This is a genomic window from Achromobacter mucicolens (genome assembly GCF_902859725.1).
In the GTDB taxonomy this organism is placed as follows: domain Bacteria; phylum Pseudomonadota; class Gammaproteobacteria; order Burkholderiales; family Burkholderiaceae_B; genus Achromobacter; species Achromobacter mucicolens.
The window spans coordinates 190196-206777 of sequence record NZ_CADIJP010000009.1; the positions used below are offsets into that span (position 1 = coordinate 190196).

Annotated in this window: 14 protein-coding genes and 1 pseudogene; 8 read left to right on the forward strand and 7 right to left on the reverse strand. The window is 64.9% G+C overall.

The window, feature by feature from the left end:
* Window positions 1-24 precede the first annotated feature (24 nt).
* The 3 genes from slmA (at window position 25) to HV786_RS13705 (ending at window position 3456) form a co-directional block, all read left to right on the forward strand.
* A complete protein-coding gene (gene slmA / locus HV786_RS13695) occupies window positions 25-600 on the forward strand; it encodes a nucleoid occlusion factor SlmA (RefSeq protein WP_056319559.1) in 576 nt (191 codons plus the stop codon).
* A gap of 303 nt (window positions 601-903) precedes the next feature.
* Complete coding sequence (locus HV786_RS13700) at window positions 904-2397, forward strand: DASS family sodium-coupled anion symporter (protein WP_128829544.1); 1494 nt, start codon at window positions 904-906, stop codon at window positions 2395-2397.
* Between the two features lie 9 nt (window positions 2398-2406).
* Window positions 2407-3456, forward strand: coding sequence for an Ldh family oxidoreductase (locus HV786_RS13705; protein WP_056319551.1), 1050 nt, complete (start codon window positions 2407-2409; stop codon window positions 3454-3456).
* Window positions 3457-4113: 657 nt separating this feature from the next.
* Here the strand turns inward: HV786_RS13705 and HV786_RS13710 are convergent.
* The 6 genes from HV786_RS13710 to HV786_RS13735 form a co-directional block, all read right to left on the reverse strand.
* Window positions 4114-5364: an IS256 family transposase gene (locus HV786_RS13710; protein ID WP_128829545.1), complete on the reverse strand. Its 1251-nt coding sequence runs from the start codon at window positions 5362-5364 to the stop codon at window positions 4114-4116.
* Window positions 5365-5876: 512 nt separating this feature from the next.
* Entirely contained in the window at window positions 5877-7013 is a 1137-nt protein-coding gene (gene rodA, locus HV786_RS13715) for a rod shape-determining protein RodA (RefSeq protein WP_056319549.1), read from the reverse strand.
* On the reverse strand, window positions 7010-8938 hold the full coding sequence (gene mrdA, locus HV786_RS13720; RefSeq protein ID WP_056319545.1) for a penicillin-binding protein 2: 1929 nt from the start codon (window positions 8936-8938) through the stop codon (window positions 7010-7012). Before mrdA ends, rodA begins: the two co-directional genes overlap by 4 nt.
* Window positions 8939-8953: 15 nt before the next feature.
* Window positions 8954-9460 carry a rod shape-determining protein MreD gene (mreD, locus tag HV786_RS13725; RefSeq protein ID WP_108005818.1) on the reverse strand — a complete coding sequence of 169 codons (507 nt, stop codon included), beginning with the start codon at window positions 9458-9460 and terminating at the stop codon, window positions 8954-8956.
* A 49-nt stretch (window positions 9461-9509) separates the two neighbouring features.
* Window positions 9510-10394 carry a rod shape-determining protein MreC gene (gene mreC / locus HV786_RS13730; RefSeq protein WP_056319540.1) on the reverse strand — a complete coding sequence of 295 codons (885 nt, stop codon included), beginning with the start codon at window positions 10392-10394 and terminating at the stop codon, window positions 9510-9512.
* Window positions 10395-10478: 84 nt separating this feature from the next.
* Window positions 10479-11522: a rod shape-determining protein gene (locus tag HV786_RS13735; RefSeq protein ID WP_006216320.1), complete on the reverse strand. Its 1044-nt coding sequence runs from the start codon at window positions 11520-11522 to the stop codon at window positions 10479-10481.
* A 229-nt stretch (window positions 11523-11751) separates the two neighbouring features.
* On the opposite strand from HV786_RS13735, the gene gatC reads away from it, so the two are divergent.
* The 5 genes and pseudogenes from gatC to HV786_RS27320 form a co-directional block, all read left to right on the forward strand.
* The gene (gene gatC / locus HV786_RS13740) at window positions 11752-12060 is read left to right on the forward strand and encodes an Asp-tRNA(Asn)/Glu-tRNA(Gln) amidotransferase subunit GatC (protein ID WP_056319538.1); all 309 of its coding nucleotides are present in this window, start codon (window positions 11752-11754) and stop codon (window positions 12058-12060) included.
* A 3-nt stretch (window positions 12061-12063) separates the two neighbouring features.
* On the forward strand, window positions 12064-13599 hold the full coding sequence (gatA, locus tag HV786_RS13745) for an Asp-tRNA(Asn)/Glu-tRNA(Gln) amidotransferase subunit GatA (protein WP_175211100.1): 1536 nt from the start codon (window positions 12064-12066) through the stop codon (window positions 13597-13599).
* 4 nt (window positions 13600-13603) lie between these two features.
* Window positions 13604-15061, forward strand: a complete 1458-nt coding sequence (gatB, locus tag HV786_RS13750; protein WP_062839047.1) for an Asp-tRNA(Asn)/Glu-tRNA(Gln) amidotransferase subunit GatB — start codon at window positions 13604-13606, stop codon at window positions 15059-15061.
* A 100-nt stretch (window positions 15062-15161) separates the two neighbouring features.
* Entirely contained in the window at window positions 15162-15410 is a 249-nt protein-coding gene (locus HV786_RS13755; protein WP_128829556.1) for a type II toxin-antitoxin system Phd/YefM family antitoxin, read from the forward strand.
* A pseudogene (locus tag HV786_RS27320) lies at window positions 15407-15733 on the forward strand (type II toxin-antitoxin system VapC family toxin); the annotation flags it as partial. The gene HV786_RS13755 and the pseudogene HV786_RS27320, both read left to right, overlap by 4 nt.
* 131 nt (window positions 15734-15864) lie before the next feature.
* On the opposite strand, the gene pyrE reads toward HV786_RS27320, so the two are convergent.
* Window positions 15865-16551: an orotate phosphoribosyltransferase gene (pyrE, locus tag HV786_RS13765; RefSeq protein WP_056319532.1), complete on the reverse strand. Its 687-nt coding sequence runs from the start codon at window positions 16549-16551 to the stop codon at window positions 15865-15867.
* Window positions 16552-16582 lie beyond the last annotated feature (31 nt).

Here is a 16582-nt window from a genome sequence, read left to right on the forward strand (position 1 = left end):
ATCCTGCGCGAAGCAGTCCCTTCCATGGCGAGCAAACCCGGCGAGCGCAAGACCCAGATTCTGCAGACTCTGGCCGAAATGCTGGAGCAGCCGCACGCGTCCCGCATCACCACGGCCGCGCTGGCCGCGCGCCTTGAGGTTTCCGAAGCCGCCCTCTACCGGCACTTCGCCAGCAAGGCGCAAATGTTCGAGGGGCTGATCGAATTCATCGAAACCAGCATCTTCACGCTGGTGAACCAGATCGCCACCGCCGAGCCCTACGGTGTGCCCCAGGCGCACAAGACGGTCGCCATGCTGCTGACCTTCTCGGAACGCAACAAGGGCATGACGCGAGTGCTGACCGGCGACGCGTTGGTCACCGAAGACAACCGGCTGCAGGAACGCATCAACCACATCAACGATCGCATCGAGGCGTCGCTAAAACAGTCGCTGCGCATCGCGATCACCGACGGCGGCCTGCCGCAGGAAGCCAATGTCGCCGCGCACGCCAGCCTGCTGACGCATCTGGTACTGGGCCGCTGGCTGCGCTACGCCCAAAGCGGATGGCGCGTCACGCCCACGCTGCACCTGGACGAACAACTGCGCCTTGCCTTGGGCTGAGCCGCCTGCATTAGCGTCATTTCACGGAACAATGCGCGCGGCCCTTGCGGGGTAAAACGCATTCATCGTGACCCGATTGGTTCGTGTAAATGCAACACTCACTTGCTTGCCCCACGCAGGGGGCGACGAGCATAATGCCCGGGACAAGTTTTCCACAAGCGCTGTTCTCCGCTTGCTTGATGTTCATCAATACGGGTTTTCCTCAATGCCGTCACGATCATCCTGTAGCGTCGACACACCGATTTGATTGACCCCGTGCTCGCGGGCGGTGTTTCGTCAGTTTGACCTCAACCGGAGAAGGATATGGCCGCGGAAACCGCAGTCCCCGCCTCGCAAGCCCCCAAAAAAGCCAAAATACCAATCGGGCTCATCGCCGGCATCCTCGTGATGATCGGCGTTTTAATGATGCCCCTGCCCGCGGACCTGCCCGTTGCAGGACACCGCATGCTGGCTATCCTGGCGTTTGCCGTGGTCGTCTGGATCACTGAAGCCGTCTCCTACGAAGCCAGCGCCATCATGATCACGACGCTGATGGCCTTCCTGCTGGGCACCGCCCCCACCATCAAGGATCCCAACGTTCTGTACGGCACGTCGGCCGCCATCAGCATGGCGCTCACCGGCTTCGCAAACTCGGCGCTGGCGCTGGTCACCGGCGCCTTGTTCATTGCCGCCGCCATGACCTTCACGGGACTGGACCGCCGCATCGCGCTGGTCACGTTGTCCAAGGTGGGCACCAGCACGCGCCGCATCCTCATCGGATGTATCGCCGTGACGATCGTGCTGAGCCTTGTCGTGCCCAGCGCCACCGCGCGCAGCGCCGCCGTGGTTCCCATCATGATGGGCGTGATCGCGGCCTTCGGCGTGGACAAGCGCTCGAACATCGCCGCCGGCATCATGATCATCGTGGCCCAGGCCACCAGCATCTGGAACGTCGGCATCCAGACTGCCGCAGCGCAAAACCTGCTGACGGTCGGCTTCATGGAAAAGATGCTGGGCGAACGCGTGGCCTGGTCGGACTGGCTGATTGCCGGCGCCCCCTGGTCGCTCATCATGTCCGCCGTGCTGATCGTCATCGTGCTCAAGCTGCTGCCGCCTGAAAGCAACAGCATTGCCGGCGGCAAGGAAGCCGTCGAAAAGTCGCTGCTCGACCTCGGTCCCATGACCGGCGCGCAAAAGCGCCTGATGGCTGTGTCCATCATGTTGCTGCTGTTCTGGTCGACCGAAGGCAAGCTGCACAAGTTCGACACCACCTCGACCACCTACTTCGGCCTCGTGCTGCTGATGTTGCCGCGCTTTGGCGTGATGACATGGAAAGACGTGCAATCACGCATCCCATGGGGCACGGTGATCGTGTTCGGCGTCGGCATCAGCCTGGGCACCGCGCTTCTCACGACGCAGGCCGGCCAATGGCTGGGCAACCAGGTGGTGCAACACACCGGCCTGGATCACCTTGGCCCGCTCGCCATCTTCGCCATCCTGGCCGCCTTCCTGATCGTGATCCACCTGGGCTTTGCCAGCGCCACTGCGCTGACCTCGGCCATGCTGCCCATCCTGATCTCGGTGCTGGCAACGCTGCCGGGCGAATTCAGCCGCCTGGGCATGACGATGCTGCTGGGCTTCGTGGTCAGCTACGGCTTCATCCTGCCCATCAACGCGCCGCAAAACATGGTGTGCCTGGGCACCGAGACTTTCAACGCCAAGCAGTTCGCCAAGGTCGGTATCATCGTGACCATCGTCGGCTACCTGCTGATGCTGCTGATGGGCATGACGTACTGGCGCTGGCTGGGCTGGCTGTAAGGAATCTTCATGAAGATCACGATTGCCCAAGCCAACGAATACGGCCGCCGGGTGCTGATGGCGCAAGGCGTGCCCGAAGACATCGCCCGCGACGTGGCCGAACACCTGGTGGAATCCGACCGTGTCGGCTACACCAGCCACGGCCTGTCCATCCTGACCAACTACCGCCGCGTGTTGTCCGAGGGCCTGGCCCAACCCGACGGCCGCCCCGAACTTCTCAACGACCGCGGCGCCATGCTGGCCTACGACGGCCACCACGGACTGGGTCAGTACGTGGGCAAGGTCGTCATCGAAAAGGCGATCGAGCGCACACAGGAACACGGTCAATGCATCCTGACCCTGCGCCACAGCCATCACCTGGGCCGCATGGGCCATTTCGGCGAAATGGTGGCGGCCAAGGGCCTGATCCTGCTGGCCTTCACCAACGTGATCAACCGCTCGCCCACCGTCGCCCCGTTCGGCGGCGCGCAGGCGTGCCTGACCACGAACCCGCTGTGCTTTGCCGGCCCCCTGCCCGGCGGCCGGCCGCCGTTCATCGTGGACATGGCCACCAGCTCGATCGCGGTGAACAAGGCGCGCGTGCTGGCGGCGAAGGGCGAACAGGCGCCGCCGGGGTCGCTGATCGATGCCGACGGCAACCCAACGACGGACCCGGGCGCGCTCTTCACCGACCCGCCCGGCGCACTGCTGCCATTCGGCGGTCACAAGGGTTACGCGCTGGGACTGGTGGCCGAACTGCTTGCCGGCGTGCTGTCCGGCGGCGGCACCATCCAACCGGAACATCCGCGCATCGGCGTGGCGACGAACAACATGTTCGCGCTGCTGCTGGATCCGCAGGTGGACTTCAATACGGATTGGCGGTCGATGGAAGTCGGCGCCTTCATCGACTACCTGCATGCGTGCAAACCGCAACCCGGAGTGGAAGCGGTGCAGTATCCGGGGGAGTACGAGGCTCGCAATCGGGCGGTCAATGCAGATTCGGTGGAGTTTGATAGCCGGATTTGGGACGGGTTGACGAAGTTGGCCGTGGAGCTTGGGGTGCCTGAAGCGTTGCCGTGAGGTTGGTTTTTGGGCTGCTGGCGGTGTTTAGGCTGGCATTGAGGCGGGTTCTTTAGACGCCCGTCGCAGCGGGGGCTGGGGCGCGCGAGGCTACGATTGCGGTCCGGAGCCTTCGCTCCGGACTGCCCCGTGCTCAACCTCGTACGCCTTCGGCTCCCTTCGGTTTCCGTCGGGCGCATCTACACGCCCCGCGCACCCCAGCCCCCGCTACGACGTGCTCCAGTCGCTTCAGCTTTGCCGGCGGCGGGGCGAGTTGGGTTCTTTAGGTTCTTGCACACGGTGGGGGGAGAGAGAAAGATCTTGCGGTGCCCGCCCCCGGGCGGCCGCGCGGGCGGCCTTCGGGGGCTTACGCGGCGTCTCGCGTCGTGACGATGACGCTTCGCGTGTGGCTGCGACGGCTCAAGGTGTCTGACACCCTGGTGAGATTCCCGTCATACCAAGTGCGTCTCCCTAGGGTGTCAGACACCGGCAGCAGCAGACGCGCTGGGCAGGCCCAGGCAGAGCCGCCAGTAATCGTCACTTGAACCCCAGTGCCCGATGGGCGGCGCGAACGGGTCGGCAAGTTGTAGCTGACCGTCGCCGCGGGAGTGTCAGTATTTTTGTGTTTGAGGCGTTAGAAGTCTGATTGTTGGTTCTATCAGGCTTATTGATGCTATCTCAGCGATACGGGTCAGTGAAGCGTTCTGCATAAATCACGGCGAACTGGTTCATAGCGGCCTTCCAGTCGTGCGTGGCGCTGCCCCAGGCTCCGGTGATGTTGCGCAAGACCAGCCACAGCAGCTTGGTGGCGGCCTCGTCGCTTGGGAAGTGGCCCCGCGTTTTCACCGCCCGTCGCAACTGCGCGTTGATGCTCTCGATGGCATTGGTGGTGTAAATCACCTTGCGGATCGCCGGTGGGAACGTAAAGAACGGGATCACACGGTCCCAGGCCCGGCGCCATGCATCAGCGATCGGCGCGTAGCGTTGGCCCCAAGGGCCTTGCTCGAACTGCACGAGCGCGGCCAGCGCTGCCTCCACGGTCGCCGCCGTGTAGATCGGCCTCAGCGCCGCAGCCACCGTCCGGCGCTCCTTCCAGCTGGCGTATTCCAGGCTGGAGCGGATCAGGTGCACGATGCAAGTCTGCAGCGTCGTGGCCGGGAACACCGCGTTCAGCGCCTGCTCCATGCCCTTTAGACCGTCAGTGACAGCGATCAGGATGTCCTGCGTGCCGCGGGTCTTGAGCTCGTTGAACACCTTCATCCAGAACTTGGCGCCCTCAGTCTGCTCGATCCACAGGCCCAGGATGTCGCGCGTGCCGTCTGGCAACACCGCCAGCGCCAAGTACACGGCCTTGTTGCGCACCACGCCGTCCTCGCGGATCTTGACCCGCAGCGCGTCGAAGAACACCACCGGATACATCGTCTCCAGAGGCCGCGTTTGCCAGGCCGTGACCTCGTCCATCACCGCGTCGGTCACCGAGCTGACGAACTCCGGCGAGGCTTCCGTGCCGTACTGCTCGAGCAGAAACCCTTGGATCTCGCGCACCGTCATGCCGCGGGCGTACATGGCGATGATCTTGTCGTCGAACCCGGTAAAGCGGCGCTCGTGCTTGGGGATCAGGATCGGGGCGAAGCTGCCATCGCGGTCGCGTGGGATCTCCACCCGCAGCGGCCCGTCATCGGTCAGGACTGTCTTGCAACTTTTGCCGTTGCGTTGATTGGTGGCCTGCTCGGGGCGCTCGCCGCCCGCCGGATAGCCCAGGTGGTGGCCCAATTCTGCTCCCAGGGCCCGTTCGATCAGCGCCTTCTTGAACGCCATCGACAGGTCTTGCACCGCCTCGGCGGTCATAGGGCCTTTGACGAATTGATCAACCAGCTCGGTGGGGATCGTCGGCAGTTCCCTCAGCGGTGTCTTTTTCTTGGTAGCCATACATGCTCCTTGAGCAACATGTTAGGCCCCAAACACAAAATTTATGACACTCCCGTCGCCGCGCCGCCCATCACCGCTCTCCCCCCTCTGACGAGCGTCATTCGAAAACCACTCTGCGCACGCGCGAAAGCGCACCCCGCACCGACGACCCACGTCTCCGATGCCGATTGCCGCCGCCCGGGCGGCAGCAATTCGGCGGCCCCGCAGATCTCCTGCCCTGACCACAGGTCTTACAGCGCCACATACCAAAGACCCTCGCAGCACGGCGTCGCGGGCACCGTGGGTGCGAGCGCCGTCGATGCGCCCGAGGGAATCTGAAGGGAGCCGAAGGCGGACGAAGATGACGAAGGGGAAGTCCGGAGCGAAGGCTCCGGACCGCAATCGTGGGCGATCGTGCCCACGGTGACCGCGGCGTCGGGCGACCTACGAAGAACTCCGTAGCGCAAAGATCATCGCCCTAAGGAAAACTCCAAGTCACAAAGACATCGACCCACGAAGAACAACCACCAACATCAAGTCTTCACAGACCGATGCCGACTAATACTCATCATGATCCCAAACGCAATCCCCATCGTGAACAACGCCGTCCCCCCGTAGCTCATAAAGGGCAACGGCACCCCCACCACGGGCAGGATCCCCGTCACCATGCCCACGTTCACGAAGACATAGATGAACAGCATCATCGTCAGCGCGCCGGCCAGCAGGCGGCCGAATTGGGATGAGGCGCGGGACGCGATCGTCAAGCCGCGCGCCATCATCAGGCCGTACAGCACCAGGATTGCGATGCCGCCGTACAGGCCGAATTCCTCGGCGTACACCGCGAAGATGAAGTCGGTCGTGCGTTCGGGGATGAAGTCCAGGTGCGTCTGCGTCCCCTTCATGTAGCCCTTGCCATAGACGCCGCCGGAGCCCACCGCGATCATCGATTGGATCGTGTGAAATCCCTTGCCCAGCGGATCGGAGCTGGGATTGAGCAGCGTGCAGACCCGGTGCTTCTGGTAATCGTGCAGCACCACCCAGTCCACGTCCGGCTCGCAGAGCTGGTCTTCATAGTAGACCAGCGTGCCGATGGCGATGATGCCAGCCAGCATGACCGGCACCAGCAGCTTGAACGAGAGGCCGGCGAAATAGATCACGAAAAAGCCCGCGCCGAACACCAGCAGCGCCGTGCCCAGGTCGGGCTGCAGCACGATCAGGCCGAAAGGCGCGGCCAGCATCGCGGCCGCGGCGAGGAAGTCGCGCACGCGGACTGCGCCTTCGTGGCGCTGGAAGTACCAGGCCAGCATCATCGGCACCGCGATCTTCATCATCTCGGACGGCTGGATGCGCGTCACGCCCAGGTTCAGCCAGCGGGTCGCGCCCTTGCTGGTCTCGCCGAAGAATTCGACGCCCAGCAGCAGCACCACCCCGACCACGTAGAACGGCAAGGCCAGCTTCATCAGCAGCTTCGGCGGAATCAGCGCCATCGTCCACATCGCGAAGAAGGCGATGATGAAATTGCGCGACTGTTCCGCAAAGCGCCAGTCGGTGCCGCCGACGGCCGAGTGCATCACCGTCAGGCCCAGCGCCGCGAACATCATCAGGATCGCGAGCAGCGGCCAGTCGAAGGCCGTGAAGACGCGCAGCAGGATCAGGCCAAGACGCTTCATTGTTGGCGCACCAGGTCGGAGGCGATGTCGTCGACGGTCGCCATGGTGTCCGCGCGCTCGGGACGAACGATCTTGTCCTGGCGGTCCTTGGCCAGCCAGTAGTCGAAGACCTTGCGCGCGACGGGGGCCGCCACGCTGGCGCCCCAACCGGCGTTCTCGACGATCAGCGCCACGGCGATGCGCGGGTGCTCAAGCGGCGCGAAGCCCATGAACAGCGCGTGGTCGCGCAGACGCTCGTCGATGGCGCTGGCGCGGTAGTGGCCGCCGCGCAGGCTGAACACCTGCGCAGTGCCGGTCTTGCCGGCGGCCTGGTAGGGCGTGTTGGCGAACGCGCGCCGCGCCGTGCCGGCCCGCACCACGTCGGCCATGGCATTTTTGATGACGTCCACATTGGCCTGCTTGAGCGGAATGCGATAGTCGGGCGGCGACTCGGTCGGCTTGGCCACACCCGAGCGCGGATCGCGCACCGCGTGCACCAGGTGCGGACGGCGGTACAGCCCGTTGTTGGCCAGCGTGGAGGTGCCCTGCGCCAGCTGAAGCAGCGTGAACGCGTTGTAGCCCTGGCCCACCGCGACGGAGATGGTCTCGCCCGCGTACCAGCGCTGGCGTTCCTTGTCCTTGTAGGCCGCGCGCTTCCAGTCGGTGGACGGCAGCACGCCGCGCTTTTCGCCTTCCAGGTCGATGCCCGTGATCTGGCCAAACCCGAACTGCTTGGTGAAATCGTGCAGGGCGTTCACTCCGATTTCGGGGCCAAGCGAATAGAAATACGTGTCGGAGGACACGACGATGGCCTTGTGCATGTCCGTCATGCCATAGGCTGCGCCGCCGGCGTTGCGGAACTTCTGTCCGCCGAATTCGTAGTAGCCCGGGTCCGAGATACGGTCGGTCGCGCGGCGCTTGCCCAGTTCCAGCGCGGCCAGGCCCACAAAGGGCTTGTAGGTGGAGCCGATGGGATAGGTGCCGTACAGGGGACGGTTGATCAGGGGATGGTCCGGCGATTCGTTCAGCATGCGCCAATTGTCGACATCGATCCCGTCCACAAAGAGGTTCGGATCGAATGACGGCTGCGACACGAAAGCCAGCACTTCGCCCGTGTCCGGATCGATGGCGACGAGCGCGCCACGTTGGCCTTCGAACGCCTCTTCGGCCACCTTCTGCAGTCCCATGTCGATGGACAGCATGATGTCCGAGCCAGGAACCGGATCGATGCGGCGCAACGTGCGCATGGGCCGACCGCCCGCCGTCACCTCGACTTCTTCAAGGCCGGTGCGGCCGTGAAGTTGTTCTTCCCAGGTCTTTTCGATGCCCTTCTTGCCGATGACCTCGGTGCCGCGATAGTTGCCCAGTTGCCCGGCGCGGTCCAGTTCCTCGATGTCGTTGTCGGCGATGCGGCCGATGTAGCCCACCACGTGCGCGGCCGACACGCCCTGCGGGTACTCGCGCACCCAGCGGGCGCGCAGTTCCACGCCCGGAAATTGAAACGCGTGCGCGGCAAACCACGCGGCCTCGGTCTCGTTCAGGTTGTTTCGAAGTTGCAGGCTGGCATAGCGGCTGGACTCGGCGGCGCGGCGCTTGAAGCGGCGCTGGTCGGACGGGCTGATGTAGACGACTTCGGTCAGGCGCTCGAAGAGTTCGTTCATGTTGCCCGCGTGGGCCGGCACGACTTCGAGGGTGTAGGTGCGGTAGTTGCGGGCCAGGACCTCGCCGTTGCGGTCCAGGATCTCGCCGCGGCGCGGGGGAATCGGCACGACCGCGATGCGGTTGCGGTCGGCGCGTTCGGACAGGCCTTCGTAGCGGTCGACCTGCAGGTACCAGAACCGGCCCACCAGCACGCCAAAACACACCAGCGCGAAGGCGCCGCCCACCCACGCGCGCAGGCGGAAGCGCTGCTTCTGCTGCTGGCCGGTTTTCTTGAATTCAAACATGACGCGACGCCGCCGTCAGGCGGATGAGGATTCGGCGTCGTCGACACCACGTTGCGGCAGGTGCAGCACCCAGCCCGCCAGCGGCCACAGGGCGGCAGTCAACAGCACGCTGATGCCCCAGTCCCAACCCGGCCATTTGCCGGCCAGCCACGCGTGGATGATCTGGGTGACAAAGCGCGCAATGAAGAACACAGGCAGCATGTGCATGGCCTGGCTCCAGAGGTCGAAGCGCTGCAGCCGGCGGTGCAGGACCACCGCGCCGTAGGCGACGAGCGTGTACGAGAGCGCGTGCTCGCCCAGGAGGCCCGCGTCGTGCACGTCCATCAGCAGGCCGAAGAAGAAGGCCGTGAACAGGCCCACGCGGCGCGGCTCGTGCACGCACCAGAAGGCGATGATGAGCAGCAGCACGTCGGGCGCGCCCTGCCACAGGCGCCACGGCAGCAGCGACACCAGCCACGCGAGCAGCACGGTGCCCCACACGAAGAAGGCATGCGCGGGCCCCGACAGCCTGTCGGGCTGCACGTTGCTGGGCGTGCCAAGGCGGCGCGGAGACTGCCCTGCGGCTTGTTGATTAGTCCGATCCACCGGAATCGACCTCCTGACGGTTGGACTCGGCGCGATCCACATCCACTTGCAGAACCAGGAAGTGGCGATAGCGTTCTGGGTGGGCCAAGGGTTCACACACGGCGCGCGCGAAACCGGATGCGGTATCGCGTTCGACCGAGGTCACCTTGGCCACGGGCAGGCCGGCGGGAAAGAGGCCGCCGACGCCGCTGGTGACAATAGTATCGCCTTCCTTGATGTCGGCATTGGCCGCCAGGTAGCGCACTTCCATCTTGCCGGGGGAATTGCCGCCAAATGCAATCAGACGCAGTCCGTTGCGCAGCAATTGCACCGGGATGGAGACCTGTTCGTCGGTGACCAGGGCCGCCTCGGCGGTCATCGGCGTCACGCGGACAATCTGGCCGACCACGCCGCCTTCGTCGATAACGGGCATGCCGGGGGCAAGACCGGCTTTGCTGCCCTTGTTGAAGACCAGACGCTGGGTGAACGCGTTGGTGGGTTCGTACATGACTTCGACCACCACCGCGGACTGCGCCACGGTGTCGGTCACACCAAGCAGGCGGCGCAGCTGGGAGTTTTCGGCGGCGAGCTGGGCGGCGTGGGACGCGACCTGGGCAAGCTCGATGCGCTGGCGTTGCAGGGCCTCGTTTTCGCTGCGGATGAGATTGGCCGCGTTGACCCACTCATTGACTTGCTGGACGAGGTCGCGCGGCGCCATGACGGCGCGCTGGAAGGGATAAAGCGCCACGGCGATCGTCCGGCGCGCCGGCTCCAGCATGCGCCATTGTGAATCCATGACGATCAGGGCCAGGGCAAGGACGACCAGAACGACCAGCCGCACCTCTGCCGGTGGGCCGCGCCTGAATAGGGGGGGAGTCCCTTGTCGTTGCATGAATCTCAGCCCGGGCGCCCGCGTCCGAGGCCCCCGCAGCGGCCGGAGCCAGAAAAAAGCGGGGCTCCGGGCTGGCGGGCAATATTAGTCGTTGATGAAGATGGCGCCCAGTTTCTCAAGGTGTTCCAGCGCCTCGCCGCAACCGCGCACGACGCAAGTCAGGGGATCGTCGGCCACCACGACCGGCAGGCCGGTTTCTTCTTGCAGCAGGCGGTCCAGGTCGCGCAGCAGCGCGCCGCCACCGGTCAGGGCGATGCCCTTGTCGGTGATGTCGGCGCCCAGCTCGGGAGGCGTCTGTTCGAGAGCGATCTTGACGGCGGACACGATCTGGTTGAGCGGATCGGTCAGCGATTCCAGGATCTCGTTGGACGAGACCGTGAAGCTGCGCGGCACGCCTTCGGCCAGGTTGCGGCCCTTGACTTCGATTTCGCGGACTTCGGAACCCGGGAACGCCGAGCCGATTTCCTTCTTGATCAGTTCAGCCGTGGGTTCGCCGATCAGCATGCCGTAGTTGCGGCGGATGTAGTTGACGATGGCCTCGTCGAACTTGTCGCCGCCGACACGCACGGAACCCTTGTAGACCATGCCGCCCAGCGAGATGACGGCCACTTCGGTGGTGCCGCCGCCGATGTCGACGACCATCGAGCCGCTGGCGTCCGACACGGCCAGGCCGGCGCCGATGGCAGCGGCCATGGGTTCTTCGATCAGGAATACGTGGGAGGCGCCGGCGCCGAGGGCCGATTCGCGGATGGCGCGGCGTTCAACCTGGGTGGAACCGCAGGGAACGCAGACGATGATCCGCGGGCTGGGCGCCAGCATGTTGCGGGGGTGCACCATGCGGATGAACTGCTTGAGCATCTGCTCGGTGACCGTGAAGTCGGCGATCACGCCGTCCTTCATGGGCCGAATGGCCTCGATGTTGCCGGGAACGCGACCGAGCATCTGCTTGGCTTCGTGCCCGACGGCTTGAATGATCTTCTTGCCGTGGGGCCCGCCTTCATGACGGATTGCGACCACGGAAGGCTCATCGAGAACGATGCCCTTGCCGCGGACGTAAATCAGCGTATTGGCGGTACCGAGGTCGATCGCCATATCGCTGGAAAAATAACTGCGCAGGAATCCGAACATGGGAGCTCAGCTAAATTCTGGGGGGAATTGGGGTCAAGCCGCGGGGCGTTTGGCCCGAGAAACGACGGGTCCGCCTGTCATCACGGCGATTAAACCGTGAATCATAACTTATAATTTCCCCGGAAATAGCGCATAAATGCAGGCTATTCAAGCTTTGTAACGGGTTTGGCATGTGCATACTGCCCACTCCCGCCCCGCGGCCTTCGCTCACCGATTTTTGCAATTCCCCATGGCGCTCAACGACAAAGATGTGGCCCGCATTGCCCGGCTGGCCAGAATCGAACTGACCCCCGACCAGCGCACCGTCGCGCAGGCCGAACTCAACGGCATTCTCCACTTGATCGAACGGCTCCAGTCCGTCGACACGCAAGGCGTGGAACCTTTGGCCCATCCTCTGTCCGCCCACGAAGACATCGTATTGCGCCTGCGTGAAGACGCCGTGACTGAAGCCGGTTCGCAAGCCCGCCGCGAGGAACTGCTGGCCAATGCGCCGGATGCCCAGGACGGCCTGTTCCTGGTTCCCAAGGTCCTGGAATAAGTCATGACGAAACCTGCCCTGCACACCCAGTTCGAGGGGATCGCCGCCCTGCGCGCGGCCCTCGCCCAACGCGAAATCAGTGCCGTTGACCTGGCGCAAAGCGCCTTGTCGGCCGCCGAAGCGGCCAGCGGCCTGAACAGCTTTTTACATATTGACGCCGAATTGACGCTGGCCCAGGCGCGCGCGGCCGACGCCGCGCTGGCGGCCGGCACCGCCGGTCCGCTGGCGGGCATCCCGATCGCCCACAAGGACGCCTTCGTCACGCGCGGCTGGCGCACCACCGCGGGCAGCAAGATGCTCGAGGGTTACACCAGCCCGTTCGACGCCACCGTCGTGGAGCGTCTGCAAGCGGCCGGCGCGGTTTCGCTGGGCAAGCTGAACTGCGACGAATTCGCCATGGGCTCCGGCAACGAGAACTCCGCCTACGGCGCCGTGAAGAACCCGTGGGACCACGCTGCCGTGCCCGGCGGCTCGTCGGGCGGTTCGGCCGCCGCCGTGGCCGCCCGCCTGGTCGCTGCCGCCACCGGCACCGACACCGGCGGCTCGGTTCGCCAGCCCGCCGCCCTGTGCGGCGTAAGCGGCATCAAGCCCACCTATGGCACCGTGTCGCGTTACGGCATGGTGGCCTTCGGCTCCAGCCTGGACCAGGCCGGCCCGCTGGCCCCCAGCAGCCGCGACCTGCTCGAACTGCTGGACGTCATCAGCGGCTTTGACCCGCGCGACGCCACCAGCCTTGAAAAGTGCGACGGCGCCGTCAACGAGCCCGGCCGCGTGCGCCGCGACTTCGACGCCGCGCAAGGGCGCTTCGACGCCGCCGGCAGCCAGCCCCTGAAGGGCCTGCGCATTGGCGTACCCGAGGAATATTTTGGCGCTGGCCTGGCGCCCGACGTGGCCGCTGCCGTTCAGGCCGCGCTTGAGCAGTTCGAGGCGCTGGGCGCCGTGCGCGTGCCTGTCTCGCTGCCGCGCACTGAACTGGCCATTCCGGCGTACTACGTGATCGCCCCCGCCGAAGCGTCCAGCAACCTGGCGCGCTACGACGGCGTGCGCTACGGCCACCGCGCCAAGCAGTATGGCGACCTGAACGAGATGATCAGCCGCTCGCGCGCCGAAGGTTTCGGCGACGAGGTCAAGCGCCGCATCCTGATCGGCACCTACGTGCTGTCCCACGGCTATTACGACGCCTACTACCTGCAGGCGCAGCGCCTGCGCCGCCTGATCGCGCAGGACTTCCAGCGCGCCTTTGCGGACCAGTGCGACGTCATCATGGGACCGGTCACGCCCACGGTCGCCAAGAACATCGGCGACAACCGCGACGACCCGACCGCCGACTGGCTGGCCGACGTCTACACGCTGGGCGTCAGCCTGGCGGGCCTGCCCGCCATGTCGATCCCCTGCGGTTTCGGCGGCGAAAAACAAAATCGCCCCATCGGCCTGCAGATCATCGGCAACTACTTCGACGAAGGCCGCCTGCTGGCCATCGCCGACCGCTTCCAACACGTGACGGACTGGCATCAGCGTGCCCCTGTCCAGCAAGGCTGAGAACATGAACTGGGAAATCGTCATCGGCCTGGAAACGCACACGCAGCTTTCCACGGACTCCAAGATTTTTTCGGGCAGCAGCACCCAATTCGGTGCCGCGCCCAACACGCAGGCCAATGAAGTCGACCTGGCCCTGCCGGGCAGCCTGCCGGTCATGAACCGCGGCGCGGCCGAACGCGCCATCCGCTTCGGTCTGGCCGTGGGCGCCAAGATCGCGCCGCGCTCGGTCTTTGCGCGCAAGAACTACTTCTACCCTGACCTGCCCAAGGGCTACCAGATCAGCCAGTACGAGCTGCCCGTGGTGGTGGGCGGTTCGCTGTCGTTCTTCGTCGGCGAAGAGGAAAAGACCGTCAACCTGACGCGCGCCCACCTGGAGGAAGACGCCGGCAAGTCCCTGCACGACGACTTCAGCCTGGCCAATGGCAGCCCCGCCAGCGGCATCGACCTGAACCGCGCCGGCACCCCGCTGCTTGAAATCGTGACCGAACCCGAAATGCGCTCGGCCGCCGAGGCCGTGGCCTATGCGCGCGCGCTGCACAGCCTGGTCGTGTGGCTGGGCATCTGCGATGGCAACATGCAGGAAGGCTCGTTCCGCTGCGACGCCAACGTGTCGGTGCGCCCGGTGGGCCAGAAGGAATTCGGCACCCGCACCGAGATCAAGAACGTCAACTCGTTCCGCTTCCTGGAACGCGCCATCATTTATGAAGCGCGCCGCCAGATCGAGCTGATCGAGGACGGCGGCACCGTCGTCCAGGAAACGCGTCTGTACGACGCCGACCGCGACGAGACGCGCAGCATGCGCAGCAAGGAAGACGCGCACGACTACCGCTATTTCCCCGACCCCGACCTGCCCACGCTGGTGATCTCCAGCGACTGGGTGGACGAGGTCCGCGCCGCCATGCCCGAACTGCCGGCCGCCCAGCGCGCGCGCTTTGAATCGGAATACGGCCTGCCCGCCTACGACGCGGCCCAACTGACCGTCAGCCGCGACCTGGCCGCCTACTTTGAGGCCGTGGCGCACGCGCTGCCGGCCGGTCAGGCCAAACTTGCGTCCAACTGGGTCATGGGCGAAGTCGCGGCCGTGCTCAACAAGGAAGAAAAGACCATCGCCGAATCGCCCGTCGCCGCGCCCGCGCTGGCGGCCCTGATCGGCCGCATCATCGACGGCACGATCTCCAACAAGATCGCCCGCGAGGTCTTTGGCGCCATGTGGGCCGGCGAGAACGGCGGCGACGCCGACGCCATCATCGAGTCCCGCGGCCTGAAGCAGATCAGCGACACGGGCGCCATCGGCGCGATGATCGACGAGGTGCTGGCCGCCAACCCGGCCATCGTCGAGGAGTACCGCGCTGGCAAGCAGAAGGCGTTCAACTCCCTGGTCGGCCAGATCATGAAGGCCGCCCGCGGCAAGGCCAACCCGCAGCAGGTGAATGACTTGCTGAAGCAGAAGTTGGATAGTTGATCGCTTATTGCGAAATCAGACTAATCCGAAGCCGCGGCAGATTGCCGCGGCTTTTTCTTTGGCGAAGAATGGAGCGGTCAATGTCTGATGGGAAGACAACATGTCTCCGTACTTTGAAGTGCCCCTGGAACAGCTGCCCCAGCGTGTGGATTCGCTCATTGAAGCCGCACACCAAGGAGCCCGCATCGTCGTCCTGCGTGACGGACAGCCCTACGCCCAGATCCGCCCCGTCAATCCCATGATGAGCGAAAACGCGCATTGGGCAGTGGAGTCGATAAAGACGTTTCCCGCCATCCAGCACGACAGCTATGAGAGCTGGTGGGCGGCGGTAAAGCCGGTGCACGAATGAAACTTGTCCTTGACGCCTCGGTTGCGCTCAACTGGCTGAGCCTTCCCTGCCAGCCTTTTCGAGAGGCAGCCTTTCGCATCCTGGAGGGGCTGGACGACTACGTCACCTATGTGCCAATGATCTGGCATCTGGAGGTCGCCCATGGCGCGATGCGCGCGGAGCGCTCTGGCATGGCCAGCGCGAGCGTGCTGACCAAATTCTCCGAGATCCTGAGCCGCGTGCCCTTCTCTGAAGAGCAACGCCCCACGCAGCTTTGGCTGGCCGCCAGCGTGTCCCTCGCCCGGAAACACAGCCTGACCGTCTACGACGCGTCCTATCTGGAACTGGCATTGGCAACCGGCGCCACGCTTGCGACCTTCGATCAGAAACTATGTGCTGCGGCGCAAACCTGCGGGGTTTCCGTACTTGGACCGCCCTCACACCTGGCGGAACCGCTCGCGCAGTATGGCTCCCCTTACTTCACCCCGTACTTCGTCCGATACGCCAGCACGGCATCCCGGTTCTCGGCAAAGGCCGCATCGTCTTGCAGCAAGGCCAGGATGTCGGTCAGCGAGGCAATCGCGACCACAGGGATGCCATAGGTCTTGGCCACGTCCTGCACGGCCGAGTGCGGCGACAAGGCGTCGTCCGGGCCGGCGCGCTCCATGCGGTCCATCGCGATCAGCACGGCGGCCGGCTCTGCGCCCGCGGCGCGGATGATTTCCACCGATTCGCGCACCGACGTGCCGGCGGTGATGACGTCGTCGATGATGACGACCTTGCCCTTGAGCGGCGCGCCGACCAGGGTGCCGCCCTCGCCATGGTCCTTGGCTTCCTTGCGGTTGTAGGCAAACGGCACGTCGCTGCGGCCCTGCATGTCAGGATGGCCGGCCAGCGCCACGGCGGTGGCGGTGGACAGCGGGATGCCCTTGTACGCGGGGCCAAACAGCATGTCGAACTCGACACCGGAATCCAGCAGCGCCTGCGCGTAGAACTGCGCCAGCTTGCCGACCGAGCGGCCGTTGTTGAACAGGCCCGCGTTAAAGAAATAGGGGCTGATACGGCCCGACTTGACCTTGAAGCTGCCAAAGCGCAGAACGCCCTCGTTCAAGGCGAAGCGGACGAAATCCAGGGCGGTGACGGAGGACTGGGCGGCGGGCATGCAAGGGGTTCCGGTAGGTGGCAGACCCCGC

Coding starts and splice junctions, on each gene's coding strand:
- HV786_RS13755 (WP_128829556.1), top strand. CDS start 15,162: ATGTCTCCGTACTTTGAAGTGCCCCTGGAACAGCTGCCCCAGCGTGTG.
- slmA (WP_056319559.1), top strand. CDS start 25: ATGGCGAGCAAACCCGGCGAGCGCAAGACCCAGATTCTGCAGACTCTG.
- rodA (WP_056319549.1), bottom strand. CDS start 7,013: ATGAAGCGTCTTGGCCTGATCCTGCTGCGCGTCTTCACGGCCTTCGAC.
- mreC (WP_056319540.1), bottom strand. CDS start 10,394: ATGCAACGACAAGGGACTCCCCCCCTATTCAGGCGCGGCCCACCGGCA.
- HV786_RS13705 (WP_056319551.1), top strand. CDS start 2,407: ATGAAGATCACGATTGCCCAAGCCAACGAATACGGCCGCCGGGTGCTG.
- gatA (WP_175211100.1), top strand. CDS start 12,064: ATGACGAAACCTGCCCTGCACACCCAGTTCGAGGGGATCGCCGCCCTG.
- gatB (WP_062839047.1), top strand. CDS start 13,604: ATGAACTGGGAAATCGTCATCGGCCTGGAAACGCACACGCAGCTTTCC.
- HV786_RS13710 (WP_128829545.1), bottom strand. CDS start 5,364: ATGGCTACCAAGAAAAAGACACCGCTGAGGGAACTGCCGACGATCCCC.
- gatC (WP_056319538.1), top strand. CDS start 11,752: ATGGCGCTCAACGACAAAGATGTGGCCCGCATTGCCCGGCTGGCCAGA.
- HV786_RS13700 (WP_128829544.1), top strand. CDS start 904: ATGGCCGCGGAAACCGCAGTCCCCGCCTCGCAAGCCCCCAAAAAAGCC.
- mrdA (WP_056319545.1), bottom strand. CDS start 8,938: ATGTTTGAATTCAAGAAAACCGGCCAGCAGCAGAAGCAGCGCTTCCGC.
- HV786_RS13735 (WP_006216320.1), bottom strand. CDS start 11,522: ATGTTCGGATTCCTGCGCAGTTATTTTTCCAGCGATATGGCGATCGAC.
- pyrE (WP_056319532.1), bottom strand. CDS start 16,551: ATGCCCGCCGCCCAGTCCTCCGTCACCGCCCTGGATTTCGTCCGCTTC.